Annotated in this window: 30 protein-coding genes; 19 read left to right on the forward strand and 11 right to left on the reverse strand. The window is 51.9% G+C overall.

The window, feature by feature from the left end:
- Position 1: 1 nt before the first annotated feature.
- The 3 genes from DXY31_RS07835 to DXY31_RS07845 are packed head-to-tail and all read right to left on the reverse strand — an operon-like array spanning position 2 to position 876.
- A complete protein-coding gene (locus tag DXY31_RS07835) occupies positions 2–223 on the reverse strand; it encodes a Nif11-like leader peptide family natural product precursor (protein ID WP_114993357.1) in 222 nt (73 codons plus the stop codon).
- 36 nt (positions 224–259) lie between these two features.
- On the reverse strand, positions 260–556 hold the full coding sequence (locus tag DXY31_RS07840) for a Nif11-like leader peptide family natural product precursor (protein WP_114993260.1): 297 nt from the start codon (positions 554–556) through the stop codon (positions 260–262).
- Positions 556–876 carry a Nif11-like leader peptide family natural product precursor gene (locus tag DXY31_RS07845; RefSeq protein WP_114993358.1) on the reverse strand — a complete coding sequence of 107 codons (321 nt, stop codon included), beginning with the start codon at positions 874–876 and terminating at the stop codon, positions 556–558. Before DXY31_RS07845 ends, DXY31_RS07840 begins: the two co-directional genes overlap by 1 nt.
- Positions 877–1,443: 567 nt before the next feature.
- Between DXY31_RS07845 and DXY31_RS16425 the strand changes: the two genes are divergently transcribed.
- The 5 genes from DXY31_RS16425 to DXY31_RS07870 all read left to right on the forward strand — a co-directional run bounded on the left by DXY31_RS16425 (position 1,444) and on the right by DXY31_RS07870 (position 5,360).
- On the forward strand, positions 1,444–1,686 hold the full coding sequence (locus tag DXY31_RS16425; protein WP_137024936.1) for a hypothetical protein: 243 nt from the start codon (positions 1,444–1,446) through the stop codon (positions 1,684–1,686).
- A 384-nt stretch (positions 1,687–2,070) separates the two neighbouring features.
- Entirely contained in the window at positions 2,071–2,607 is a 537-nt protein-coding gene (locus DXY31_RS07850; RefSeq protein WP_114993261.1) for a bleomycin hydrolase, read from the forward strand.
- A 43-nt stretch (positions 2,608–2,650) separates the two neighbouring features.
- A complete protein-coding gene (mpeA, locus tag DXY31_RS07855) occupies positions 2,651–3,148 on the forward strand; it encodes a class 2 C-phycoerythrin subunit alpha (protein ID WP_114993262.1) in 498 nt (165 codons plus the stop codon).
- A gap of 314 nt (positions 3,149–3,462) precedes the next feature.
- The gene (locus tag DXY31_RS07865; RefSeq protein WP_114993264.1) at positions 3,463–4,344 is read left to right on the forward strand and encodes a phycobilisome rod-core linker polypeptide; all 882 of its coding nucleotides are present in this window, start codon (positions 3,463–3,465) and stop codon (positions 4,342–4,344) included.
- Positions 4,345–4,466: 122 nt separating this feature from the next.
- Positions 4,467–5,360 carry a HEAT repeat domain-containing protein gene (locus tag DXY31_RS07870; protein WP_114993359.1) on the forward strand — a complete coding sequence of 298 codons (894 nt, stop codon included), beginning with the start codon at positions 4,467–4,469 and terminating at the stop codon, positions 5,358–5,360.
- Between the two features lie 6 nt (positions 5,361–5,366).
- Here DXY31_RS07870 and DXY31_RS07875 read toward each other — a convergent pair whose 3' ends face one another.
- The 3 genes from DXY31_RS07875 to DXY31_RS07885 all read right to left on the reverse strand — a co-directional run bounded on the left by DXY31_RS07875 (position 5,367) and on the right by DXY31_RS07885 (position 8,350).
- Complete coding sequence (locus tag DXY31_RS07875) at positions 5,367–5,996, reverse strand: HEAT repeat domain-containing protein (protein WP_114993265.1); 630 nt, start codon at positions 5,994–5,996, stop codon at positions 5,367–5,369.
- Between the two features lie 88 nt (positions 5,997–6,084).
- On the reverse strand, positions 6,085–7,401 hold the full coding sequence (locus tag DXY31_RS07880) for a HEAT repeat domain-containing protein (RefSeq protein ID WP_114993266.1): 1,317 nt from the start codon (positions 7,399–7,401) through the stop codon (positions 6,085–6,087).
- 499 nt (positions 7,402–7,900) lie between these two features.
- A complete protein-coding gene (locus tag DXY31_RS07885; protein WP_371639237.1) occupies positions 7,901–8,350 on the reverse strand; it encodes a DUF2656 family protein in 450 nt (149 codons plus the stop codon).
- An 18-nt stretch (positions 8,351–8,368) separates the two neighbouring features.
- Here DXY31_RS07885 and DXY31_RS07890 point away from each other — a divergent pair, with 18 nt between their 5' ends.
- Positions 8,369–9,250, forward strand: a complete 882-nt coding sequence (locus DXY31_RS07890) for a HEAT repeat domain-containing protein (protein ID WP_114993268.1) — start codon at positions 8,369–8,371, stop codon at positions 9,248–9,250.
- 59 nt (positions 9,251–9,309) lie between these two features.
- Here the strand turns inward: DXY31_RS07890 and cpeA are convergent, their stop codons facing one another.
- Both cpeA and cpeB read right to left on the reverse strand, forming a co-directional pair.
- Positions 9,310–9,804 (reverse strand): class 1 C-phycoerythrin subunit alpha, encoded by a 495-nt coding sequence (cpeA, locus tag DXY31_RS07895; RefSeq protein WP_066904317.1) that lies wholly within the window; start codon positions 9,802–9,804, stop codon positions 9,310–9,312.
- A 51-nt stretch (positions 9,805–9,855) separates the two neighbouring features.
- Positions 9,856–10,410 carry a class 1 C-phycoerythrin subunit beta gene (gene cpeB, locus DXY31_RS07900; protein WP_114993269.1) on the reverse strand — a complete coding sequence of 185 codons (555 nt, stop codon included), beginning with the start codon at positions 10,408–10,410 and terminating at the stop codon, positions 9,856–9,858.
- Between the two features lie 372 nt (positions 10,411–10,782).
- On the opposite strand from cpeB, the gene DXY31_RS07905 reads away from it, so the two are divergent.
- From DXY31_RS07905 to DXY31_RS07945, 9 genes are all read left to right on the forward strand, one after another.
- Entirely contained in the window at positions 10,783–11,016 is a 234-nt protein-coding gene (locus DXY31_RS07905; protein ID WP_114993270.1) for a hypothetical protein, read from the forward strand.
- Positions 11,016–11,630 (forward strand): phycobiliprotein lyase, encoded by a 615-nt coding sequence (locus tag DXY31_RS07910; RefSeq protein WP_114993360.1) that lies wholly within the window; start codon positions 11,016–11,018, stop codon positions 11,628–11,630. Before DXY31_RS07905 ends, DXY31_RS07910 begins: the two co-directional genes overlap by 1 nt.
- Before the next feature lie 3 nt (positions 11,631–11,633).
- Positions 11,634–12,341 (forward strand): 15,16-dihydrobiliverdin:ferredoxin oxidoreductase, encoded by a 708-nt coding sequence (locus tag DXY31_RS07915; RefSeq protein WP_114993271.1) that lies wholly within the window; start codon positions 11,634–11,636, stop codon positions 12,339–12,341.
- Positions 12,338–13,111 carry a phycoerythrobilin:ferredoxin oxidoreductase gene (locus tag DXY31_RS07920; protein WP_114993272.1) on the forward strand — a complete coding sequence of 258 codons (774 nt, stop codon included), beginning with the start codon at positions 12,338–12,340 and terminating at the stop codon, positions 13,109–13,111. The genes DXY31_RS07915 and DXY31_RS07920 overlap by 4 nt, the downstream gene beginning before the upstream one ends.
- A gap of 181 nt (positions 13,112–13,292) precedes the next feature.
- A complete protein-coding gene (locus tag DXY31_RS07925; protein WP_114993273.1) occupies positions 13,293–13,814 on the forward strand; it encodes a phycocyanin subunit beta in 522 nt (173 codons plus the stop codon).
- Positions 13,815–13,859: 45 nt separating this feature from the next.
- Positions 13,860–14,348: a phycocyanin subunit alpha gene (cpcA, locus tag DXY31_RS07930; protein ID WP_114993274.1), complete on the forward strand. Its 489-nt coding sequence runs from the start codon at positions 13,860–13,862 to the stop codon at positions 14,346–14,348.
- A gap of 70 nt (positions 14,349–14,418) precedes the next feature.
- Positions 14,419–14,997 (forward strand): chromophore lyase CpcT/CpeT, encoded by a 579-nt coding sequence (locus tag DXY31_RS07935; protein WP_114993361.1) that lies wholly within the window; start codon positions 14,419–14,421, stop codon positions 14,995–14,997.
- Positions 14,998–15,113: 116 nt separating this feature from the next.
- A complete protein-coding gene (locus DXY31_RS07940; RefSeq protein ID WP_114993275.1) occupies positions 15,114–16,490 on the forward strand; it encodes a HEAT repeat domain-containing protein in 1,377 nt (458 codons plus the stop codon).
- Between the two features lie 79 nt (positions 16,491–16,569).
- A complete protein-coding gene (locus DXY31_RS07945; RefSeq protein ID WP_114993276.1) occupies positions 16,570–17,064 on the forward strand; it encodes a low molecular weight protein-tyrosine-phosphatase in 495 nt (164 codons plus the stop codon).
- A gap of 7 nt (positions 17,065–17,071) precedes the next feature.
- Here DXY31_RS07945 and DXY31_RS07950 read toward each other — a convergent pair whose 3' ends face one another.
- Together DXY31_RS07950 and DXY31_RS07955 are read right to left on the reverse strand one after the other, a co-directional pair.
- Complete coding sequence (locus DXY31_RS07950) at positions 17,072–18,562, reverse strand: bifunctional pantoate--beta-alanine ligase/(d)CMP kinase (RefSeq protein ID WP_244279648.1); 1,491 nt, start codon at positions 18,560–18,562, stop codon at positions 17,072–17,074.
- 62 nt (positions 18,563–18,624) lie between these two features.
- Positions 18,625–19,200 (reverse strand): septal ring lytic transglycosylase RlpA family protein, encoded by a 576-nt coding sequence (locus tag DXY31_RS07955; RefSeq protein WP_114993278.1) that lies wholly within the window; start codon positions 19,198–19,200, stop codon positions 18,625–18,627.
- A gap of 349 nt (positions 19,201–19,549) precedes the next feature.
- Between DXY31_RS07955 and purM the strand changes: the two genes are divergently transcribed.
- Positions 19,550–20,587, forward strand: coding sequence for a phosphoribosylformylglycinamidine cyclo-ligase (gene purM, locus DXY31_RS07960; RefSeq protein ID WP_114993279.1), 1,038 nt, complete (start codon positions 19,550–19,552; stop codon positions 20,585–20,587).
- 133 nt (positions 20,588–20,720) lie between these two features.
- Entirely contained in the window at positions 20,721–21,338 is a 618-nt protein-coding gene (locus DXY31_RS07965) for a histidine phosphotransferase (RefSeq protein WP_114993280.1), read from the forward strand.
- On the opposite strand, the gene DXY31_RS07970 is transcribed toward DXY31_RS07965, so the two are convergent.
- Positions 21,326–22,285: an aldo/keto reductase gene (locus DXY31_RS07970; RefSeq protein ID WP_114993281.1), complete on the reverse strand. Its 960-nt coding sequence runs from the start codon at positions 22,283–22,285 to the stop codon at positions 21,326–21,328. The genes DXY31_RS07965 and DXY31_RS07970 overlap by 13 nt on opposite strands.
- Positions 22,286–22,334: 49 nt before the next feature.
- Between DXY31_RS07970 and DXY31_RS16955 the strand changes: the two genes are divergently transcribed.
- Together DXY31_RS16955 and DXY31_RS07975 are read left to right on the forward strand one after the other, a co-directional pair.
- Positions 22,335–22,499 (forward strand): hypothetical protein, encoded by a 165-nt coding sequence (locus DXY31_RS16955; RefSeq protein ID WP_170953627.1) that lies wholly within the window; start codon positions 22,335–22,337, stop codon positions 22,497–22,499.
- 4 nt (positions 22,500–22,503) lie between these two features.
- Complete coding sequence (locus DXY31_RS07975; protein ID WP_114993282.1) at positions 22,504–23,016, forward strand: hypothetical protein; 513 nt, start codon at positions 22,504–22,506, stop codon at positions 23,014–23,016.
- The last annotated feature ends 10 nt before the right edge of the window (positions 23,017–23,026 follow it).

The raw sequence follows: 23,026 nt of genomic DNA on the forward strand, positions 1-23,026 counted from the left end.
ATCAGTCTGAGAACCAACCCAACCATGTTGGTTTGGAAAAGTCGGTATGTTTGCTCCACTTCCTCAAAATAGCTAATGGGTCAATTTGAAAACCACGTTCTGCCGCGATGGCAATGACTTGATCCTGATTGAGTGCAGCCTTGATCTCGTCTTGAAGACTTTGATCTGCTTTTGCTAGGGAGATAAATTGTTCAAGGATTTGATCCTGTTCAGCATCAGACATCATTCAACTCACACTATCGTGATCTGAGCACGAGAATCAGGAATGATTCGTGTCCGCACCCTCCATCAGCATAGCTCTCCAAGCAGAAATCTGACGAAACGCCCATGACCAATGACTGGTCTGAGCAGCTAAAACTTTTTGCTGTGTTGAATCAGATAACTGTGCGAAGTCACGCTCAAAGTAAGTAGTCCATTCATTTTGATTAATATTAAAGCCCTTACTTTGGGCATAAGCGATGATCTCTTGATGAGAGACAAGCGGCTTTAATCCCGTCGCAAGCTCATGAGAGCGAATCACTTCATCTACAAAACGAGGGAGTTCTTGAGAAATCATCAGCAACTCTCGATCCAGATTGCAAAATTAGCGTTGGTGCAAATCAATTGCAAAACAAGTGGTCCGCCAGTGCAACGCAAAAGCCTCCAAGGCAGAGCATTGCTGATCACTCCGGAATCCACAAGAATCTTTGGAGGACGGGTCGCTTGATCGAGTGGGATCAAGGCGGCACCAGTTAGAGACGGGTCTACAGCCTGAACGGCCTTACGAAGGGCTTCTATATCACTCACTTGATTCAATTGATTCTGAAAATCCTGGTCATTATTGAGCGTCTCGACAAAACGTGGCAACGCTTTTTCCGCTTCAGCAGAGACTGGCATTTGATTAACAGAACGCTGGCTTATGCTAACAGACAGGTTGAAAGCCAAGAATAGCTCAACTCCAAAAAAATCTGTATGTATTTACAATCAAGATCTGTGAGACAAATACGGTTCAATCAAATGAGCTGGTGGAATGCATCGTCCATGCCATCACAATCCAAAATGAACTCAAAGCGCTGGGCAACTATCATAAATAAAAAGCAACCGAAGCATTCGCGCCAGAACTACAGTCATTCACTTTTTAACATGGAACAACCAGAATTGATTTAACAAGATCCTTTCTTATGAGAGCAACGCGCATCCTCGCCGCCTCGAGAAGTCGAGCAAATCTATTCAACAAGTCGTACTTCAACACTGAGACATCAGACATCAATCCAGCGCAAAGCCAGTCCAAAACCGAACTTAATCATCAAATAACATCATGCAGATAACATAAAAGAGTCTTGATCAACTCGATCGACCACCTTAATCGAGGGTTGGATCGGTCCCAACTATGGCCAAATCACACATTCCAGCCGTCAGCCAAAGCACGAAACGAGATCAGTGAGCGGTGGTGGGAGCTTGAGAATGCAGGCGAGGCTGAGTTGCGGCAACAAGACAGCACATGATTCAACAGGTGAACGGGAGAACGCAAAAGATTCAACGTCTTCCTCTAAAACGCCAATCTGCAAAAGGAGCGAAGATCAAAATGCGCTGAATATTGGCCAGACCATCCAAGTTGAAAGCAACAAGTTGATTCATTGGTCATTGAACCGAACGATGGGTCCAATGACCAATCATCAAGCGATTCGCCATCCAGCAAACAATTGAGCGCCAATTTGATTTGCATCATCGCCGCTGGAAAGACCACCTGAGTCAACCAGGACGTTCACAACAGCTTCTCGATTCTGTCGCAACCTTGCGCCGAATGGCTTAACAGACCTTCGCCAAGAAACTCGATCAGTGTCGTTATTAGCATTGAAGGAGCACCATGGATGGCTCCTTAAACAGTCGTCATAAACATCAAGACCCGCTGCAGTGCAAGGCAACTAAAGCCACAGAGGCGGCGGGGTTGCGATTTTTGGTTTTTCCTTGGAATTGAGTTTGCAAACTTGTGTGTCCTGACAATCTGCTTTTGGTAGGGGGGCAGAAAGCAGGGTTAACGTCATTCGTGATGCGGATTTGCATCCCCCTCTAAAACTTTCCGAAGCACCCATGCTCGACGCATTCTCCCGGAAGGCCGTCTCGGCCGATTCCAGCGGCGCTTTCATCGGCGGAGGCGAGCTGGCCTCCCTCAAGTCCTTCATCTCCGATGGCAACAAGCGTCTCGACGCTGTCAATGCGATTACTTCTAACGCCGCTTGCATCGTTTCTGATGCCGTTGCAGGTATCTGCTGCGAAAACACCGGCCTGACCGCTCCTAACGGTGGCGTGTACACCAACCGCAAAATGGCTGCATGCCTGCGCGACGGTGAGATCGTTCTCCGTTATGTGAGCTACGCCCTTCTAGCCGGCGATGCTTCCGTGCTGCAGGATCGCTGCCTGAACGGTCTGCGCGAAACCTACGCCGCTCTGGGCGTTCCTACAGGTTCCGCTTCCCGCGCTGTGGCCATCATGAAGTCTGCTGCTGCTGGTCTGATCACCAACACCAACAGCCAAGCCAAGAAAATGCCTGTCACCCAGGGTGACTGCGCAAGCCTGTCTGCTGAAGCTGGCAGCTACTTCGACATGGTGATCAGCGCCATCAGCTGAGCCCTATCTGCTTGATCGTTCAAAACAACACACATCCTTCATCATGAAGTCCGTCATCACCACTGTTGTCGGTGCAGCCGATAGCGCTTCCCGCTTCCCCTCTGCATCCGACATGGAATCCGTTCAGGGTTCCATTCAGCGAGCAGCTGCACGTCTTGAAGCTGCTGAAAAGCTGGCTTCCGGCTACGACGCCATTGCTCAGCGCGCTGTTGACGCTGTTTACGCTCAGTACCCCAACGGCGCTACGGGCCGTCAGCCCCGCGCCTGTGCCACCGAAGGCAAAGAGAAGTGCAAGCGTGACTTCGTTCACTACCTGCGTCTGATCAACTACTGCCTGGTCACCGGCGGCACCGGCCCCCTGGACGAGCTGGCCATTAATGGTCAGAAAGAGGTTTACAAGGCCCTCAGCATCGACGCTGGCACCTATGTTGCTGGTTTCTCGCAGATGCGTAACGACGGTTGCTCACCTCGCGACATGAGCCCCCAAGCTCTGACTGCATACAACACCCTGCTCGATTACGTGATCAACTCCCTGGGCTGATTCGTCAGTTCAACTGTTGAATAATTCAGCAATGTGATTGGGGTGGGCATTTCTGCCCACCCTTTTTTATTACCTTCAGAATGAAAGTAATCACCATGCCAAAATCATGGCGTTGCTGAATCATGGGACATTGCATTCGGCCACTCAATTGGCCGAAAACAAAGACTTACGCCATTCTCGACAGCAACAAGAAGCCATTAAGGAATTTCTTGTTACCTCAAAGTTTGAAACCGATTGCTCTTGAGCTTCAGCATCTAAAGCAACTATCAGGGGTAATTCGGGACAAATAGTCAAACCTATCCCCAATTCACATCATGCTCGGCCCAGAAACCAGTCTGAAATCACTCACCTCAGCGACCCGAACCGGGCCAGCTGCGTATTCCACACCCAGCAAAGCAGGTAAAAACACAGTTCACCGCACGCTTGCAGGTGTTCGTGCCGAGTACAAGAGGCAGCATTGTGCCTCCATGGGGATTGGGATCGGTCCCCGTCTGCACGCTGAATGTCCTTTTGGGTCTGTATTTGATCAATACAGCCCAGACGATATCGCTGCTCTTGAGCGCGTGATCAGAACGGCATACCGTCAGGTGTACGGCAACCTGCCTCCAACTGAAAATCAGCGAGAAACCTCCCTGGAAGTCAGGTTGATGAACGGGGAAATCAGCGTTCGCGATTTCGTCAACGGCTTGGCCAAGTCAGATTTCTACAAAGCAAACTTCTTCCACGCTGTTGGCGCTCAGCGTGGTATCGAACTGAACTTCAAGCACTTGCTTGGACGAGCTCCTCTGAACCAGGAAGAAGTCCAGAATCACATCAAACTGCAGTCTGAAGAAGGCTTTGATGCACTGATCGACAAGCTGACTGACTCGGCTGAGTACACCGAGGTGTTTGGTTCTGACATCGTGCCCTATGAAAGGTCTCACGATTCCTACGCAGGGATGTTCACACGGTCCTTCAACCTGATGCGTGAACTGGGCGGCATGAAGGTTGCTGTCAGCGACAATGCTCAAGGTCGCAACAGCCGTACGATCAACCCACTTGCGATTGCATCGAGAGAAGAGTCAAAGCCCCAGCCATTTACATACACCTCAGTTCAGCGGACCCCTATCAAACTGCCCCAACAGCAGTACAGCGGACACCAGACTCCAAAGATGACCGATTACGTGGCATTCCGTCCTTTCGGGGTTCACTTCTGATCCAAATGCAAGTTTGATCAATAGGATCCAAAACCCATCTTTTGATGGGTTTTTTTTTGCCAATGCCCAACCAACAGAGCTACGAACCAATCAATTAGATTCAATACAAGCGAATGATGACCATGAGTGATGCAACATCGAATCAGCAAATAAACGAACTTGACAGTCTTACCGAGCAGGAAGCTTTCGAGTTGGCTGAAGTATTGAAGCAAAATCTGACTGATCAAGAAACACCAAGCTCTGATCAAGCGTCGATCAAAAAAATGGTTGCTGGATTGGGAGATCAGCGTGGTGCTTTACGACTGACATTCGCGCAAAGTCTGGGAAACGTGGGTGAAGCAGCTATTCCATATTTATGCGATGCATTAAAAAACAATCCGAATGTCATCATTCGACGTGCATCTGCAAAAACACTCAATCTGATTGGCAGTAGAAAAGCATTACCGAATCTCGTTGAAGCATTCAAAACAGATTCTGATCCAGTCGTTCAAGGATCATCGGCAGGCGCTATGGCAACGATTGGCGTCCCTGCAATCGATGATCTACTCAAAATTCTGGTGGAGCCAGGCTGCACAGCATTTCAAGTGGGGCTCGTCAATCTTGCCCTGAGCTTTATTGGCTCAAAAGCACCAGATGCATTGGATCAAGCGACACAATCAGACAATGTTGAGATCCGCATAGCAGCGATCACAGTGCTGGCTGAGCAGATTCAGGCGCAAACGAGCAATTCAGCGAAAATTGCACTCATCAAAGCGTTATCTGACGAGGCTAGCGAAGTTCGAGCGGAGGCAGCCACAATGGCCGGCAAAACATTAGAACCCGAAGATGTCTCCAACCAATTGTGCAAGATGCTCTCAGACGAATCCGAGCAAGTTAGAAAAAATACATCACTTGCTTTGATGAAAATGGAAGCAACAGATGCGATTGATCGAATTAAAGACGCAATAAAAACTGAACAAGACGAACAGGTTAGGGCTGTGATGAACGTGGCGGTGAATGTACTAAAGCAAGACTAGAGTCTATTAATTAAAACCAAGACTTTGTCGTCTCTCAAGACTAGCTTGAGCAACTTCGCGTATCAATTCGTCTTTAGAATCATCCTGAACCAGCCTTTGCAGGCATTCGTTCACTAGTGGAGAATCTAATTCAGCCAGAGACATAGCCGCACCTTGAACATGTGCAATATTGCTATTGTCGCAAGCCTTAACCAACAAAGGAATAACACGAGATTCTTCTGAAGCTTGTTTAGAAAGATGGCCAAGCGTCATCAGAGCGGACTGAGCAACGACCGGGCTCTCATCATCAAGAGCTTTTTCCAACATCGTGATCGTGTCAACAGAAAAAGCTTCATCTGGAAAACTCACTGACACCTGAATGATTGCCTTAATGCAACATGCTCTAATTGTTCCATTATCGGATGAGTCAAACAGTTGAATCAGATCGGGGACACTCAGATGTCCAATCATGCCTAACGCTTTAACCGCAGTGCGATACACACCTGGATCAGGATCATGCATCAACGCGAACAGCCTCGGCATTGCCTCCTCAGGAAACTGCTCTGCAAGAATTGAACAAGCAGTGAAGCGAATATTGGGATTTGGATGGACTAAATCAGCAAACAAGGAGTCAATGGAATTGCCAGAGGTATCCATATAAATACGTGCAAATATAAAGCAATACTACACCATCACAAGGGACATACTAGAGCAAACTCCATCAATATTAAAGCAGTAGGTTCAATCAAGTCAGATAAGTCGATGCCAGCCTGGCTTGAACAAAACAATCATCATCATCGGCAAGTGATTTCAATAAATCTTTGATTTGAGCTCGATTGACGTGATGAGAGATTGATTCCAGCGCCAAGATCACTGCATAACGACAATCCCAAGCAGGCAAATATTGATCAGACAAAAATACTGGAATAAGTGCAAGAAAGCCAGTTGGATTTAATTGAGCCATGGAGTATATCGCAGCAGAACGGCTTTTTTGAAACTGAGGTCGCATATTAATTGCTGAACTGTTGAGGATTTCATCAATAGAATTCAATGCTTGCTGAGGCCAATCAGACCGCGAACCAATCAATCGCATAAAAAAATAATGAGCACCATAGTCGTTATAAGCCTCTTCATTCCATTCTTTTAAAATCACAGGCCAAAGCACTTCCGAAGGGATACGACTCAACGTCTTTAAGGCAAGATAACATCGGCTAAAATCAGTATTGAAGAGGTCACGCACTAAAAAGTTGAGACCAGGAGTGACGTCGTACTCATGAACAATCTTGATATCATTTGGATCATCAATCAGAACAGCATCAACGAGGTGTATTGATTCGATCAATGCTGAATGACTCAGTGAATTCAGGAGAAGTCTGCAGGCACGGACTCGAAAGGCTGGCGAAACTGGCGAGCTTACAATTGCAGGAAGCTGCTCAACAGCTTGCGCATCAATTAAATCCTGTATTGCGCATTGACGATCCATCTGATTTGGCAGCAAAAGATGATCAGCAACAACAGAAAGCTGCTTCCTGCTACCTGAAAGTTGAGCATCTGCAGAAATTGCGGCTCCACTGATCCCGGGAGATTCCACATTCTTCAATGATTGAATGGTCGCGAGACTTTCTTGTACAGACAAACTCGCCAAACATTGAATCAAAACACGCTGATTACAAACATTGTCTTTTAAAAGATTAATTATTTTTGCAATCAACTCGGGCTGATTACATTTTAATTGCTTAAGTGAGCAGATAGTGTTTTCAACCAAATAACTATCATCAGACCACAAGCATTGACCAATCTCAGAGATCCATGATTCAGCACCCAGCCTCCCGAGGACTTCCACAGCTTTTCTTTTTGCAATAGTTACAGCTTGCTCATTGAGAGGATTGTCCAACAAATCCACCAAAGCTTGCTCAGTCTCTGGGCCCGGGCAATTAATTAAATGAGACGCAGCCATATAGTAATCGCTTTGCGACTCCAACTCATTAATAGGCTGAAGAAGAATCTGCCGAGCATGCTCACATGTCAGCTCGGGATGAATATTGTCAAAACGACCTGGCATCAAGAGAAACGATAGTGTATAAATTGTACCTTAAAATCAAGCAAGGTGTCTTTACTAAACTCAAACTGATCAAAAAAAACTAACTCCATGCCTTGAAAAGCAGAATCAGCATAGACTCGCATGAGTTACTTAAACATTGTGGGACCTTTTTCTGGAAAGCGATTCATCGTACAAACGACGACCATGCATCGCTCAAGGCCGTCGATGTCAGTCAATTTCAACGTTCCATTCAATGGGCTATGTCAGGGGATGCAAGTGATGCATCGATCTGGATTTAGCGTTACAGCGCTGAATCCAGATTTCGTAAAAAGCGAACCTCAAGATCAAAGAACTATCGGGAATAACGACCTGAAAGTTGAAAATGCCCCAAAATCGTCCAACCCTAAAAGCACACAGTTGAAATCGGAAAGTAAGACTGAAGGCAGACAAGCGGAGAAAAAGTCGACTCAAAAGAACCGACGCCAACGACGCAAATAAAAGAAATCTGAGCTTCATGATTTCATGATCTAATTTCAAAAATTGCATCACTGGGTCGTCCACCTTTTAGGGCTTCCCAGTTGATACCAAGCAGAAACTGTTCTGGGTCTGCACATTCAACGACATCAACGCCCCAAGATCCTTCCTGAAGTGGTGAACCAGTTGATCCAGGTGAATCTTTGCGCCCGCCAAGAGCAAGCCAGTGATGTTCGGAACTATGAGAAGAAGAAATTCGAAATTTTTTCCATGACTCAACTAGCTCCTTCGCCATTTCTTCAGCTGATAAAAAAGACTCTAACCGGATCAGCCAATGCGGATGATTCAAGGCTTCAGCATGATCAAAAGCATTTGAATGAACCTTGAGTCCCTCAACTAGCTCTTGAGCAGATATTGCAGGAACACTGTCTGATGTGATCTGGAGGTTATGAGAGACAATAAAAACGGTCATGGTTTGGGCTATGGTCAAAGTCAAGTGTGATGAAGGAGCTCAATGAATGACTTCACTGAAACACAGTTGAGTCAAGAAGAAGCTCTCGATCTTGCCAATCATCTCAAGGAAAAACTGAGAGCAGGATTGCCGATTGATGCGGATCCAGATTCAATTGCAATCATGGTAGCTGGGCTAGGAGATCCTCGAGGGCTACTTCGCCGCCAAATTTCCGAGGGGTTGGGATCAGTTGGAAAAGCAGCTGTACCTGCTTTGTGCCAAGCGATGCGACGCAGTGATCAGGTCACAGTGAGAAGGGCAGCTGCTAAAACTCTCACCTTGATTGCTGATCGCAATAGCCTTCCTGATCTACTGACAACTTTTCTGACCGATACAGACTCGGTCGTTCAGGGTTCAACAATGGGGGCGATGGCTTCCATGGGGAAAGAATCGATCGGAGCAATTTTCAGCATTGTTGAAAATGTTGACAGCACGGAAATGCAAATTGGCTTAGCGAATTGGGCACTCACGATCATTGGCGACCGGGACCCAGAAACACTTAAATCTGCATTATCTTCAGACAACCCCAAAGTACGAAAAGCAGCAATATCAGCTCTTGCAAGTCAAATTCAATCTCTAAACTGCCAAGAGGATCGCGACTTACTGCAAAAGGCTCTGCGAGATTCATGTGCTGAAATTCGCTCCGAAGCAGTGATTCTGCTTGGAAGTCTTGAGGATGCAGAATGGGCGCTACCTTTACTTTCTCCCGCCCTTTCAGATCAGGATAGTTTAGTCAGGAAAAATACTGCCTTGTCCCTGATGAAGCTAGGCTGCAGTTCAAGCATTCCTAATCTTCAAACACAACTCAAGAGCGAGTCTGAGCCAGTAGTCCGCAAAATTCTGCAGCTTGCAATTGATCGTCTCCAAAAATTCTCAGAAAACTAATCATAAAAAAGGGGTGACTGATCACCCCCCCCGATATTGTTATTTGATGTGAACCAAACTCAGGAAAGAGCGTTGATCACATAATCCAGGTAGGACTTGAACTCGTTAAGAGCCTGAGGGCTCATGTCACGAGGTGCACATGCACGATCACGGGTATAGGTGAGTGCTTCGACGTAAGGGCCAGTCGGCAGACTCAGTGAACGATAAACCTCACGAGCACCGGCAATACCCCATTCGTCAAGAGGACCAGTACCACCGACAACGAGGCAGTAGTTGATCAGACGCAGATAGTGGCCAAGATCGCGGTAGCACTTGTCTACCTTGACCTGGCTGTCACCAGCCTCACCAGGCTGCTTGAGGTAGGCGTACTTGTTGAAGCAGGCATCACCGGCTTCACGTGTCACTGCGTCCAGGCCTGCAGCCAGCTTTTCAGCAGCTTCAAGACGGGCAGCTGCACGCTGGATGTTGCCCTGGACTGCTTCGAGATCGTTCTGGGAAGGGAAGCGACCTGCTGCATCTGCAGCAGTCACAACTGTGGTAACGACGGACTTCATTGTTGGATTCCTTTAAAAGCGAGGGTGTCTGAGAAGAAAGCGAGAAGCCGTTCAGGAAACGGCGCCGATCACGCGATCGAAGTAGGCACCAGCTTCAGCCACAAGCGCGGAGCAGTCACCTTGCGTGGTCTCCATTTTGCGGAAACGCTTGCCGCCAGAGGCAGGAGAGTTGGTTTCGCCGATCAGAGCTGTTGCTGCAGACTTCATGATGGCCACGGCACGGGCTGCTGACTGGGTAGGAACTCCCAGAGCGATGTAGGTCTCTTTCAGACCATTCAGGCAACGGTCATCCAGCACGGAAGCGTCGCCTGCAAGAAGTGCATAACTGATGTAGCGGAGCACGATCTCGCCATCGCGCAGGCAGGCAGCCATGCGGCGATTGGGATAGCAATTACCACCAGCCTGAATCAGGCCGGTGTTTTCGCAGATCATGCCGGTCACAGCATCAGAAACGATGCAGGAGGCGTTGGAAGTGATGGCGTTGACAGCGTCCAGGCGCTTATTGCCTTGGCTGACGTAGCTACGAAGGACAGCGAGGTCGCTACCACCTACAGGTGCGGTTTTGGCGTCAGCGCTGACGACCGAACGGGAGAATGCGTCGAGCATTTGGGGCCAGACAGTTTTGTGGGGGAGAGGCTTCTAATGCCGAGAGGCAACCAGTGAACAAGGCCTTTGAAGGTGTCTTGAACAGTGGCTGATAAACCCAAGGGGTTGGAAGCGCTTTAACAAGCTAAGCCGGGTCAACCAAGCAGTGGTTCGCGATTAGCTGATCACGCAAGAGTTCGTCACCTTGTGAGCTCAACAACACCCACAACTGGCGTCAAGAAGGCCAACCGCCTTCGCAACGGACAGAACAAAAGGCACCTTCAAGGGAAAATCTGTCTGCACAACCACTAAATCACCAAACGCAACGCAGGCAGCACTTCGGCATCAGTCGACGGGTAGGCTCACACTCGCTTCTCTGTTCCTTTGCTCAGCATGGCGGATCAACCTCCTCAGAAAGCACCAAGCATTGAAGAACTGCAGGAATCGATCGATGAACTTTCCACCTATCGAGAACGACTTTACAACGACGTTCTAGGTCTGGGTAAAAAACTTCGTTTATCCCAAAAGAAGATTGATGCCACGCTCAGCGAACACCCTGAGCTCACACGAATCGATGAGGTGCTGGATCAACTTAAGGCGCAAAAAAATGCGCAGAGCGGCCAATGATGAAACCAGAGGGGATAGCCCCGATGACCATGGCCAGCTTTTTTGAGGCCAGTCGCGGTACTTGGTTGAACCGTCGCGTGGTCCATCACCTGGATTGCCAAGACGACGAAGCTGCGGATTCAAATCTGATCATCGAACCTTTCGACACGAACGATCCCGTTGTTGAAAAAATTTGTTCAGCGCTGAACGTAAAGATCAGCGATACAAGTGGCGGAGCCAGATTTTGGTGGGAAAGCAACCTGATGGAAGACACTCGCAATAACGACTACGCCGCAGTAGTTGTTGATGCACCTAATCCTGAAGATCCCCGTCAAGGTTTTCTATTGAGAGATGTTGGATATGTTGAAAAAAAATCGGTCGTCAGCACCTATGCCTTTACTGATGATGGAGTGTTGACGATTAAAACCCGATACGACACAAATACGGGTATCGAACGTTGCTGGTTTGTGAATGACCAGATCAGAATGCGGGTGAGTTCGGTGCAGTTTCTTAACGGGGTCGCCATGACCACTTACTGCACAGAATTTCGCTGTCCCAGTGATGCTGATATTGCTGCACTTTCTTCAGCCACCCGAGCCAGAGCTGACAACAATCCTCCAAACCAGGAGAGCTGAAACGTGTTTGACCCATTTCTGAAGGAACTTCACCACGGCATCGAGCAAAGAGGTGGTAAGTCCATCGAGGTGCCTGCTGGGCTCGAGGAATGCCGATCCAAAAAAGGCACCAGCGTGATCCGCAGCTGGCTCTGGCAGGTCCCGAACTTCCGTCGCTGGCGTGTCACCAGGCTTGATGCCGGTGACAAGCTGCAGGTCCTCAATTCAGTTGCCTACCCCGATTACAGCCTCGACCATCCTCTGATGGGGGTCGACCTGCTCTGGTTTGGTGCACGGCAAAAGCTTGTTGCCGTTCTCGATTTCCAACCTTTGGTTCAGGATTCAAAGTATCTGGATCGATACTTCTCCGGACTCAAACAACTGAATCAGGAATTTCCTGATTTGAACGGCGAGGAGACAATGCGTTCGTTCGACCCAAACCAGTATTTCTCATCCTGGTTGTTATTTTGTCGTGGCGGTGCTGATCAAGCTGAGACCTCTTTGCCGCCGGCCTTCAGTGCATTCCTGAAGGCTTACTGGGAGCTTCACGACACTGCTCTCAACCACGACGCACTCATTCAGTCGGACGAAGTCAAACGTCTGCAGGACAACTACGACGTTTACAGCGCCGAACGGGACCCTGCTCACGGACTCTTCACCAGTCATTTCGGCAAAGAGTGGTCCGACCGATTCCTAAGCGAATTTCTATTTCCAGCATCCGCCAAGCAATGAGTTCAACCCGACGCAGCAGCCTCGACCCTGTTGTCATTGAAGGCTGGAGTTGGCAGCCGTTCCTCGAGGACGCTGTCAACTCTCTGCAGCCACTAGGCATCGAGCCTTATCCGGTGAGTGACGCGTTTCTATTCAAGCAAGATCAAACCGGATCGAAGGCGAAACCTGTCGCAGTGACCACGGCCACCTGGGCCTGCAAGAGCGAGAAATTCCGTCAAGTGAGGGCGGCTTGTGTCAGTGCCGGCACATCCGCATCGGTTCTGAACTTCGTGATCAATCCGCTGCCGCGCTACGACCTGCCCTTCTTCGGCGGAGACCTGGTCACTCTGCCGTCGGGCCATTTGCTCGCTCTCGACCTTCAACCGGCTGACAAGCAGGACAGCGAACACACCCAAGGCGTTTGGGATCGTCTGATGCCGATCTTTGATCGCTGGCGTTCTCAGTTACCGGACGGAGGTCCAATCCCTGACGAAGCCCAACCCTTCTTCTCGCCGGGGTTCCTCTGGACACGACTTCCTTTGGGAGAAGAAGGCGTTCAGCTCATCGAAACAGTGGTTCGCCCCGCATTCAATGAGTATCTCAGCCTCTATCTGGAACTCGCTGCTGCAGCTGCCCCTGTCTCTGATCAACGCAGGGAGCATCTCCTGGCGGGGCAACGGCGTTACACCGATTACAGAGCAGAGAAAGACCCTGCCCGAGGGATGCTGACTCGATTCCATGGCAGTGAATGGACCGAGGCGTACATCCATGACGTGCTGTTTGACCTCTGATTGCTGGCTTCCTGCTCTGACTGGGGCAAAGCCCTGCATTGACAGGGGATTAAGCATTATGAACAGCAATCGGGGGCGCTTCGACCGTTTAGCGAGAATTGTCATCGACCCCGACGGGACTTTTACGATGTCCCTCCGGTGTCTGTGACACCCATTTCGACGCTGCCAAGAGGAGTTCAAAATGTTCGACGCCTTCACCAAGGTTGTCGCCCAGGCCGACGCCCGGGGACAGTTCATCAACACCAGCGAGATTGATGCTCTCGCCGCCGTCGTCGCTGACAGCAACAAGCGTCTGGACGCCGTGAACCGCATTTCCAGCAACGCCTCCGCGATTGTCGCAAATGCTGCACGCGCGCTGTTTGCTCAACAGCCTGCCCTGATTGCACCCGGCGGCAACGCCTACACCTCCCGTCGCATGGCTGCATGCCTTCGCGACATGGAGATCATTCTTCGCTACGTCACCTACTCCGTGTTCACCGGCGACGCGTCTGTGATGGAAGATCGTTGCCTCAACGGCCTTCGTGAGACCTACCTGGCCCTCGGCACACCGGGCGCATCCGTGGCTGCCGGCGTCAACCTGATGAAGGAGGCTGCACTGGCCATGGTTCTCGAAGCTGGTACCTACTGCAGCTCCGGCGACTGCACAGACATCGCCAACGAAATAGGAACTTACTTCGATCGCGCTGCAGCTTCCGTCGCCTGATCAAGTCACCTGCACTATCCGAACTATCTCCTTTATTACCCAATCATGAAAACCCCCCTCACCGAGGCCGTCGCCGCAGCTGACTCCCAGGGACGCTTCCTGACCAACACCGAAATTCAAGGTGCTGCTGGTCGTTTCAGCCGCGCAAAGGCCAGCCTCGAAGCTGCAAAAGCTCTCACCTCCAAGGGCGATGCCCTGGTGAACGCTGCTGCCCAGGCCGTCTACACCAAGTTTCCTTTCACCACGCAGATGGAAGGCGCTAACTATGCCTCAACTTCGGAAGGCAAAGCGAAGTGTGCCAGGGACATCGGTTACTACCTGCGCATGGTCACCTATTGCCTCGTTGCTGGTGGCACAGGCCCTATGGACGACTACCTGATTGCTGGTCTGGCCGAGATCAACCGCACCTTTGAGTTGTCTCCAAGCTGGTATGTCGAAGCGCTGAAGCATATCAAAGCAAACCACGGCTTAAATGGAGATGCTGCTTCTGAAGCCAACAGCTACCTCGACTACGCTATCAATGCGCTGACTTGATCAATCAAGTTTGCTTTAACTAATCAAGTCCCCCTTCAGGGGACTTTTTTATGTCTGAAGAATGAACGACATGCATCCTTCTCTAAAAAGATTTCTCGATCAACTCTGCGGCGAGTTCAGCAATCAGCAACAAGCACTCGACAATCCACCATTTTTTGCTCATATCTTTATTCGCTATCGCCCAATCGAACATCTTCAACCAGGATCAATATTGATTGAACAAAGCTACGCCATAAACCCCAAAAGCCCTTACCGACTTAGGGTTATCAAGGCAGAGAAGCTCGAATCGGGAATTATCAAACTTTGGAATCATAAGTTCCGAGAGCCACAACACTTTGCGTCAGCAACATTTGACCGAACTCGGCGTCAGGAGATCAGCGAAAAAGACTTAATCTGCCTAGATCAATGCCACTACCAGGTCACAGCAAAAGAAGACGGATACCATGGCGAGCTAGAAGAGGGTTGCCGCTGCATCGTTCACAGAGATGGCAGAGACACACTGTTAGTCAGCTCCTTTCACCTGCAGGAAGAAGCATTGTCGACACTAGATCGCGGCTATGACATAGAAACGAGTGAGCGGCGATGGGGAGCCATTGCGGGGGAATACCGATTCAAAAAATCAGCGTGTTGGCGTGCAGATTGGCATTAAGTGATTCCTGCATGGCTGCACTTTTAGACGCCATTGCAGCATGCAAGCAAGCCCACCGAGGCCATGGGCTCCCTTTTAAACTGTCGTACCTGTTCCTTTCCTGAAACTATTCACACTTGATTGCCATCTATTCAGCCAAAACAGCTCTGGAAGGTCTCGACCATGAGGATCCAGGTGTGCGTTATCACGGGGCCTGGTGGCTTGGCAAACACAGAGCTTTCGAAGCAGTACCCAAGCTGGTTGAGTGCCTGAAGGATGAAAGGGAGGTCACATCTGCCGGCGGATACCCCCTGAGACGGCAAGCAGCACGATCCCTGGGGATGATCCGAGATGCAAGCTGCGTCCACGCACTTCTTGAAACGCTGGAAACCGATGATGTTCAACTACACGAAGCAACATTGAGAGCATTGATCGAAATCAAAAGCGATCAATGCTCCAACTCACTCATCAACTACCTCGACAAAGATATTCACAACAAGCCCATAGAAGCTCTAATTGAAGCACTGGCTTCACTCGGAATCTGGCAGGTTTCTGAAAAAATCAAGCCCTTCCTCCAGTCAGACTCCGAAAGAGTGGTGAGCTCAGCCGCATCTTTCTTCTTTTGCTGCACAGGCGACAAAAACTATCTTGACCAAATCGTTTTACTCCTCAATCACGACAATCGCTTTATCAGACAATCAGCCGCATTCGATCTTGCCCGCATCGGAACGCTCGCAGCAGCCAAACCGATCCTCGGAGCCAACATCCCCAATAACGTCAAGATGTATGCCATCAGGGCAATCCTGAGCGATTCATTGCTCAAGTCAACCAAGAGAGAAAACAACCAAGAGGCACAGAATGAAGAGGTGCATGATTCTCTGTTCAGAACGCTTGATGAATTAACAAGAGAAAATTTTGCGGGCAATTTGCTCATCAGCCAAGAAGTTCAAAAATCCACCAATCCCGAACAGCCACTCAGTTCAACAGCAGAATTACTCTCCAATGCCTTTAAGAGGCTCGGGTCGCCGTCGTTGATGGAACGGGAACAAGGCATCAAGCTGCTTGTTAACAGCTCAGAAAGCATCAAAGGAGATCTGCACAATCTGTACTTTTCAGAATCAGATCAAGACATAAAAATGGGCCTTATCAAAGCCATGGCAAAGTTAAAACATAGTTATTATGTTCCAGCATTCGTCGATGCTATTGGAGTCGAGATCGGCAATCACTGCCAGGGCAACATACGACGCGTGGCAGCCTGCGCACTTGGAGACATTGATTGGGTTCAGCAAGCTGATCATCAATTTCTTGACATCACAATGGATAAACTGCGCTGGACATTGGAAAACCCTGACGACTGGGGGTTGCGCTACAGCGCTTGCATAGCATTGGAAGGAATCGGCAACAGCAGCGCGAGAGCCCTTCTGCTTGAATCAAAAGCAAAAGAGGATGACCCGGTGATTTCGAAACGGATCGATATTGCCTTATCCGAAAGATCTATACCCAATGTTTTTTAAATCCTTCAAACCTTCCAAGCCACTAATTTGCGCCTCAATCAAGGGTCATAAAAAGGCCTAAAACTACTCCTTAAAAACTGTGAAAATACTTTTTGTCTGTCTCGGCAACATCTGCCGATCGCCCGCTGCGGAGGGGGTGTTCCTGCATCTTCTGAACGAACGAGGATTAAACGACCGATTCGTGGTGGACTCCGCCGGCACCGGCAGCTGGCATGTGGGGAATCCTGCGGACCGTCGGATGCAGGCTGCGGCCAAGCGGCGTGGCATTCATCTACCAAGCCGGGCACGTCAGATCGAACTCAATGACCTGGAAGAGTTCGATCTAGTGCTGACCATGGACGACGACAACTTCGGGGCTGTCAGCGGCCTAGCCCGTGAAGCAGGGACCAAGGCCACCGCCCAGATCCGGCCGATGCTCAGCTTCGGCGACCGCTATAGCGACAGCGAAGTTCCTGACCCTTATTACGGAGGAGACGCCGGCTTCGATCATGTGCTGGATCTACTGGAAGATGCCTGCGCGGCGATGCTCGATGAATTGAGCGAACACGATCAAGAAGCAACCATCCATCCCTGAGCAGCGATCAGCGCTCTGGAGTAGGCCAAACCTCTTCAGCCACCCGTCCGCGGAACAGATCCTCGAGTGCGTCAATCACGGCCTCGATCCCCATCCCGTCGGTGATCAGCTCCATGGCATCCTGCGCCTGCACCAGAGGGGCAATGGCCCTAGTGCTATCGAGCCGGTCTCGCTCAACAATCTGTGCTTCGAGTTCACTGAGCGCAGGCACGGAATGACCGCGTTTCTGTAGATCCTTGGCGCGGCGACGAGCCCGTTCCTCAGCAGTCGCAGTCAGAAAGACCTTGAGCTCCGCGTCCGGGAACACAGCTGTTCCGATATCGCGTCCTTCTGCCACCAATCCACCCTTCTCGCCGAGTCGCTGCTGCTGCCGTGTCAACAGAGCTCGCACGCAGGCATGTGCAGCCACCAACGACACCGCAGCGGTGACCTTGGGATCACGGATCGCCTCCGTGACGTCCCTGCCGTTCACACAAACGGTCTGTACTCCGCTTCGCAACGGTGAGAGATCGACCTCCAAACCTTCCAGAAGCCGCTCGACGGCTTCGGCACTGGCAGGGTCGGCCCCATGCTCTTGGACCCACAAGGTCACGGCCCGATACATGGCGCCGGTGTCGAGATAAAGCAAACCCATCCGCTCAGCGAAGGCCCGGGTGACCGTGCTCTTGCCAGCACCTGCGGGGCCGTCGATGGCAACGATGGGAGAACGGGTCATGACGAAAATGTGATCGATCAAGCGTGTGGAACCGGAGCAGACCGCCGCAGCCAGAAGGCGCAGAGACTGCAATTCTTCTGCAGGCTGCAGCGTGGATGGATCCACGACCTCTACATACTCCACCTCAAGCCCAGCATTTTCGAGCTGCCGTCTGAGTTGGATCAGAACATCATTTTGGCTCGCCAGCCTGTTCTGAAGCTGCGTCGCCGCATCACGGAGGGCGGCTCCAATCGACACCGCACTCAATCGTTCCGATGGAACCAGATAAAGATTGCGCGAACTGGCAGCTAAACCATCAGGTTCACGCACGGTTGCACATCCCCTGACCCGAACCGAAAACCCCAAATCGGTCACCATCCTGCGCACGATCGTGAGTTGCTGCCAATCCTTCTCACCCAACCAGAGCTGCCTTGGCTGGACGAGTGCCAGCAAGCGGCTGACCACAGTGGCTACTCCATCGAAATGGCCTGGTCTCCAGGGACCGCATAAACCCGACTGCAAGGCTGACGGCGCTTGAAGCCTCCAACCCGACAGGGCTCCTTCGGGATAAATCTGGCGCTCATCCGGACACCAGATCGCTGTTGCACCAGCCTGCTGTACCAACAGACAGTCTGCTTCAAAGGATCGGGGGTAACGATCAAAATCCTCTCCCTCTCCGAATTGCAGAGGATTGATATACACACTCACCAAAACTGATCCCTGCTCAGGGCAACCAGCAACCGCGCGCCGAATCAGCTGAGCATGACCTTGATGCAGCCCCCCCATGGTGGGCACGAAATCAATCGGCCCAGGCCGTGATGCACGCCAGACACTGAGTTCGAAGCGAGTTCGGAGAACGCGAAGACTCAGCGAAGCACCTCAAGACGAACCTGGGCAATGCCACTACTCGTCAATCCCAGTTCACTTGCAGCACCATGAGCCAGATCAATCACCCTGTCCCCAGCGAATGGACCACGATCATTGATGCGAACCACTGCTTTTCGACCATTCCAAAGGTTCGTCACACGCACACGTGTCCCGAAGGGCAATGTGCGGTGAGCAGCAGTCATCGTTCCTGGTCGGAACACCTCTCCGCTCGCTGTGCGATTGCCGTAAAAACCAGGGCCATACCAACTGGCTTCGCCGGAATGTGTGGAGATCACAAGCGGAACAACAGGCTTGGGTGGCTCCGGGGGAGCTGGTATCGCCACTGGCTCAGGCTCGGCGATGGCTGTTAAGGGGGCAGCTTTCACAGGATCAATCGGAGCTTCGATCGATGGCTCAGCAAGCTCGACAGCGGAAACCGGCTCCGAAGGCAGCACTAAGTCCAGCGGGTCAGTGATCTCAAAGCCATCGAGGTCTCTGGCCAGCACTGGATAGAGAGCCAGACTTGCCAGGGAAACGCCGGCGAATGCAGCAATGGCAGGAAGAAAGCGAGCCATAACGGTGGGTCAAACGGCGGTCCTGGAAAGACCTTTGTTTTGGCCGTCAGAGACCAATGAGAACCGCGACCAAAACGCGCGAAAGTGCAACGACCGTAAAAATGTCTGGAGGCTCCTGCTAGCCAGAAAGGGTTCATGCGGACCAGGGGCAAGATGCTCATGAGCTACCCGGAGGAGGTGCGGTAACTGGGCTGCAAGCAGAGAGCTCCGACGCCCGACTGATTAGCCCAGGCAATCCAATCCACAAGCCCCGCTGATCACCAAAGGACCGGCGACTGCAGCGGCACAAGCGCAGAACACAACACTCCGCTCATGAAGGGAGAGGATCAGAGCAGAACGAAAGCTGCTGATGGACTACCGAGCCGCCGGTGTGGACGTGGAAGCTGGACGAGCTTTCGTGCAGCGGATCAAAACCGGCGTCGAAGCGACTCACCGTCCAGAGGTTGTCGGTGGACTGGGCGGCTTTGGAGGCATGATCCGGCTACCTCATGGGCTGAAACGTCCACTGCTGGTGTCGGGGACCGACGGCGTTGGCACCAAGCTTGAACTCGCCCAGGAGCATCACGGGCATCACAACGTGGGGATCGACCTGGTCGCCATGTGCGTCAACGACGTCATCACCAGCGGCGCTGAACCCCTCTTTTTTCTCGATTACATGGCAACAGGAGCTTTGAGTCCTGATGCCATGGCCACGGTGGTCGAAGGCATCGCCGTTGGATGCCGCCAAAGCGGCTGCGCACTGCTCGGCGGCGAAACGGCCGAGATGCCAGGTTTTTATCCTCCCGGCCGCTACGACCTCGCAGGGTTTTGCGTCGCTGTAGTTGATGAGGATGCAGTAATTGACGGCAACCAAGTTCGAGCTGGCGATCGCATCCTTGGGATCAGCAGCAGCGGAGTTCACAGCAATGGCTTCAGCCTGGTTCGCAAAATCCTGGAGGCCAACAACGTGTCAGCCGAAACTCGTTTCGGCTCCGATGATCAGCCACTGATTCAGGCACTACTGAAGCCGACCCACCTTTACGCAGCTCTGGTGAAACGGTTGATCGAATCAGGCACTCCGCTTCACGCCATGGCCCACATCACAGGCGGAGGCATTCCCGAGAACCTTCCTCGCTGCCTGCCAGACGGCTTGATGGCCAAGGTCGAGCCCGAGCGCTGGCCGCGCTCAGAATTGTTCAGCTGGCTTCAATCCCACGGCGAGATCAAGGAACGCGATCTCTGGCACACCTTCAATCTTGGAATTGGCTACTGCCTCGTGCTTCCCGACACATCCCTGGAGGCTGCACACAAGCACTGTGAGCAGCTGGGCTTCAGGGCATGGGACATCGGCGAGATCGTGACCTCAGCAACAAAGGGGAACTCTCCAGTGCTTGGCCTACCTGCCTGAAACAGACCTGCATCCAACAATCTCCAACAGCTGGACGAGAAAGCGCACTGATGGCTTTCAGCCCCGTTAGTCTCCCAGCTGACAGATCGATCTTGAATCGATCAATGCGTCGTGACATACGTCCTAGTAAGCCATGCCATTTGATAGACCTCAGCGCACAACCCGACGACGTTCGTCGGCGGGTCCAACCCCTCCCAGGCGCCCAATCAGTTCTGGATACGACAAAAGCGGGGCTCACCGTCAGGGCGGACCAAGACCAACCTTTTTGGCGCTGAAAGACCACGGCAAGGTCTTTGTTGCTGACATGCCCTTTCTCTCAGACGGGCAACTGGCCAACATCAGCAAAGAAGCTGCGGAAGTTCTCGTCAGCCTTGAGCGGCGCATCAGCGAGTTGGAGCAGGTTCAGGGTGACCGTGACACGTTGATCAAGGCCTGTACGAAGCGCGATGTCACTCATCGCTTCCTGAGAGCAATCGAAGAAGAGCAACAGCAGCGCCGGGACAATCCCGCTGTTCGGCGCGCTGCAGGAGAATCTCTCCCTCGAACATTCCTGGAGATCGCGCGACACCGCCTTCCTGGAGCGACGTTCGATTCCCTGCTTCAGGAGGCACTCTCGGCCTGCGAGCAGTCGGCGGAAGAACCCTCTCCCAGCATCAAGCCACCACTCAAGGTGGTTTCTCTACAACCCCAGGCATCATCCCTGCCGGTGGTTGTGAGTCCAGATCCGGAACCCAGTGATCAGGCGCTTTGAAACGGGTTGTCCGGCATGCGAACCGGACAATCAAGACTCAGCTGATCGAGCCGAACGCGCTCCTGCTCAGTGAGGTTCCATCTGAGTGCCTGTTTGGCATCCTCAACCTGAGAGGGTCTGCGAAATCCGGGAATCGGGCAGGTTCCGTGAGCCCGACACCAGTTCAGTGCCACCTGCACCTGATTCACCCCCCTTGCCTGTGCCATGTCAGCCATCACCTGACGCAGAGGCAGAGACCCCGGCAACAGCCGCCTAAACAGACCCGAACGCAACAGCGTTGCATCACTGGGTGTCCAGCCAGGTCGGCGCGCCAGAACCCCAAGCGCCAAAGGGCTGTAGGCCAGTACCTCCACACCGATGTTGCGGCACACGTCCAAAATGCCGCCAGGCCTGATCGTTTCTGGCGCCAGCAGTGACAGCTGCACCTGCACACTGACCAGCCGAACACCACGGCGCGCCAGATGACTATGGAGCAGCTTTAGGCGCTGGGGCCCAACATTGGAAACACCAAGCTCACGCACTTCACCCTGCTCCACTAGATCAGCGAGTCCATCCAGCAGCGGTCGCTCCTGCCATGGGGCGTATCGGGCCGTGCTCCAGTGCAGCTGAACCCGATCGAGCTGACCCCGTAGCCGTTGCCTACTGGCCTGGAAGGCTTTGAGCAGGCCGCGACGACCTAGGCGCCAGGGGAAAGGAGCCAGCTTGGTGGCCACAACAAGGTTGGCGCGGGAAAGGGGGTCAAGTCCTTGAAGACACTGGCCCAAAAGCTCTTCACTCCGACCATTCAGTCGACCTGTGCCGTAGGAGTCAGCCGTATCAACAAGCTGCAGACCGGCAGCAACGGCTGAGCTGAATGTTGCCCTCAGCTCTGAATCGTCTCTCTCGGGGCGGTAGCCCCAGAGCAGCTGGTTGCCCCAGGCCCAGGTGCCGAATCCAATTCCTGTCACAACGCCGTGGATCGCTGCACGCCATGATCGCTTCAGTACGGTCGATGCGATGTCACTCTCCGCTCACGAAACAGCTCACAATCGGCGTAACGAGCGGTCCGCAAAGGATTCCAGCGCCGCTGAACAAGAGCGCGTGCTCTGCTCTCACTGTGGTCGCACCGCCAGCAATGGCATCAGCTGCATCGGGATGTGTGTTGCCGACAGCGACTACTGAAGTGATGCGCGTCCTGCCCATCCACCAACACGCGGCTCTTGGATGCATTTTGGTGTTTGGTCTGATCTGCCCCCTCGCTGCTCAGAGCCAACTCGAATCTTTTGCAGGTCGTTATCAGACTAAAAGCAGCAACTGCCGCTTCCTCCCAAAGAATGGACAAAAGCGAGGTTGCCATTTCATTCAGATCGATGGCAGGACACCGGCCATCATCAGCATCCGCTTTGTTGGATCTGGCGATCAGCCAGGGTCCAGCCAAAGGATCAAATTCGTGGTGTCGGAGTTATCAACATCGCCCGTTTTGAAGTGCAGCCGTGGAAATTGCCAACTGAAAAAGGCCAACTGGCAAGGCAGGATCAACAGTGTGTCCGTCTCAAGCTATGACGCCGATGGGATTGCTGAAAGCTTGCCAAAAGCCTGGGCTGTGAGCCAGGGAAACTGCAGCGTCCGTGAAAGGCGCATTCTCTGTCGTGCCGACATACCGGCAGGAGGGAAGGTCAGTGCTGACGCACAACTCTGATCATCCAGAC

Source organism: Synechococcus sp. UW179A (genome assembly GCF_900473965.1).
In the GTDB taxonomy this organism is placed as follows: Bacteria; Cyanobacteriota; Cyanobacteriia; order PCC-6307; family Cyanobiaceae; genus Synechococcus_C.

Coding starts and splice junctions, on each gene's coding strand:
- DXY31_RS07835 (WP_114993357.1), bottom strand. CDS start 223: ATGTCTGATGCTGAACAGGATCAAATCCTTGAACAATTTATCTCCCTA.
- DXY31_RS07840 (WP_114993260.1), bottom strand. CDS start 556: ATGATTTCTCAAGAACTCCCTCGTTTTGTAGATGAAGTGATTCGCTCT.
- DXY31_RS07845 (WP_114993358.1), bottom strand. CDS start 876: ATGCCAGTCTCTGCTGAAGCGGAAAAAGCGTTGCCACGTTTTGTCGAG.
- DXY31_RS16425 (WP_137024936.1), top strand. CDS start 1,444: ATGCAGGCGAGGCTGAGTTGCGGCAACAAGACAGCACATGATTCAACA.
- DXY31_RS07850 (WP_114993261.1), top strand. CDS start 2,071: ATGCTCGACGCATTCTCCCGGAAGGCCGTCTCGGCCGATTCCAGCGGC.
- mpeA (WP_114993262.1), top strand. CDS start 2,651: ATGAAGTCCGTCATCACCACTGTTGTCGGTGCAGCCGATAGCGCTTCC.
- DXY31_RS07865 (WP_114993264.1), top strand. CDS start 3,463: ATGCTCGGCCCAGAAACCAGTCTGAAATCACTCACCTCAGCGACCCGA.
- DXY31_RS07870 (WP_114993359.1), top strand. CDS start 4,467: ATGAGTGATGCAACATCGAATCAGCAAATAAACGAACTTGACAGTCTT.
- DXY31_RS07875 (WP_114993265.1), bottom strand. CDS start 5,996: ATGGATACCTCTGGCAATTCCATTGACTCCTTGTTTGCTGATTTAGTC.
- DXY31_RS07880 (WP_114993266.1), bottom strand. CDS start 7,401: ATGCCAGGTCGTTTTGACAATATTCATCCCGAGCTGACATGTGAGCAT.
- DXY31_RS07890 (WP_114993268.1), top strand. CDS start 8,369: ATGAATGACTTCACTGAAACACAGTTGAGTCAAGAAGAAGCTCTCGAT.
- cpeA (WP_066904317.1), bottom strand. CDS start 9,804: ATGAAGTCCGTCGTTACCACAGTTGTGACTGCTGCAGATGCAGCAGGT.
- cpeB (WP_114993269.1), bottom strand. CDS start 10,410: ATGCTCGACGCATTCTCCCGTTCGGTCGTCAGCGCTGACGCCAAAACC.
- DXY31_RS07905 (WP_114993270.1), top strand. CDS start 10,783: ATGGCGGATCAACCTCCTCAGAAAGCACCAAGCATTGAAGAACTGCAG.
- DXY31_RS07910 (WP_114993360.1), top strand. CDS start 11,016: ATGAAACCAGAGGGGATAGCCCCGATGACCATGGCCAGCTTTTTTGAG.
- DXY31_RS07920 (WP_114993272.1), top strand. CDS start 12,338: ATGAGTTCAACCCGACGCAGCAGCCTCGACCCTGTTGTCATTGAAGGC.
- DXY31_RS07925 (WP_114993273.1), top strand. CDS start 13,293: ATGTTCGACGCCTTCACCAAGGTTGTCGCCCAGGCCGACGCCCGGGGA.
- cpcA (WP_114993274.1), top strand. CDS start 13,860: ATGAAAACCCCCCTCACCGAGGCCGTCGCCGCAGCTGACTCCCAGGGA.
- DXY31_RS07935 (WP_114993361.1), top strand. CDS start 14,419: ATGCATCCTTCTCTAAAAAGATTTCTCGATCAACTCTGCGGCGAGTTC.
- DXY31_RS07955 (WP_114993278.1), bottom strand. CDS start 19,200: ATGGCTCGCTTTCTTCCTGCCATTGCTGCATTCGCCGGCGTTTCCCTG.
- purM (WP_114993279.1), top strand. CDS start 19,550: ATGGACTACCGAGCCGCCGGTGTGGACGTGGAAGCTGGACGAGCTTTC.
- DXY31_RS07965 (WP_114993280.1), top strand. CDS start 20,721: ATGCCATTTGATAGACCTCAGCGCACAACCCGACGACGTTCGTCGGCG.
- DXY31_RS16955 (WP_170953627.1), top strand. CDS start 22,335: ATGTCACTCTCCGCTCACGAAACAGCTCACAATCGGCGTAACGAGCGG.
- DXY31_RS07975 (WP_114993282.1), top strand. CDS start 22,504: ATGCGCGTCCTGCCCATCCACCAACACGCGGCTCTTGGATGCATTTTG.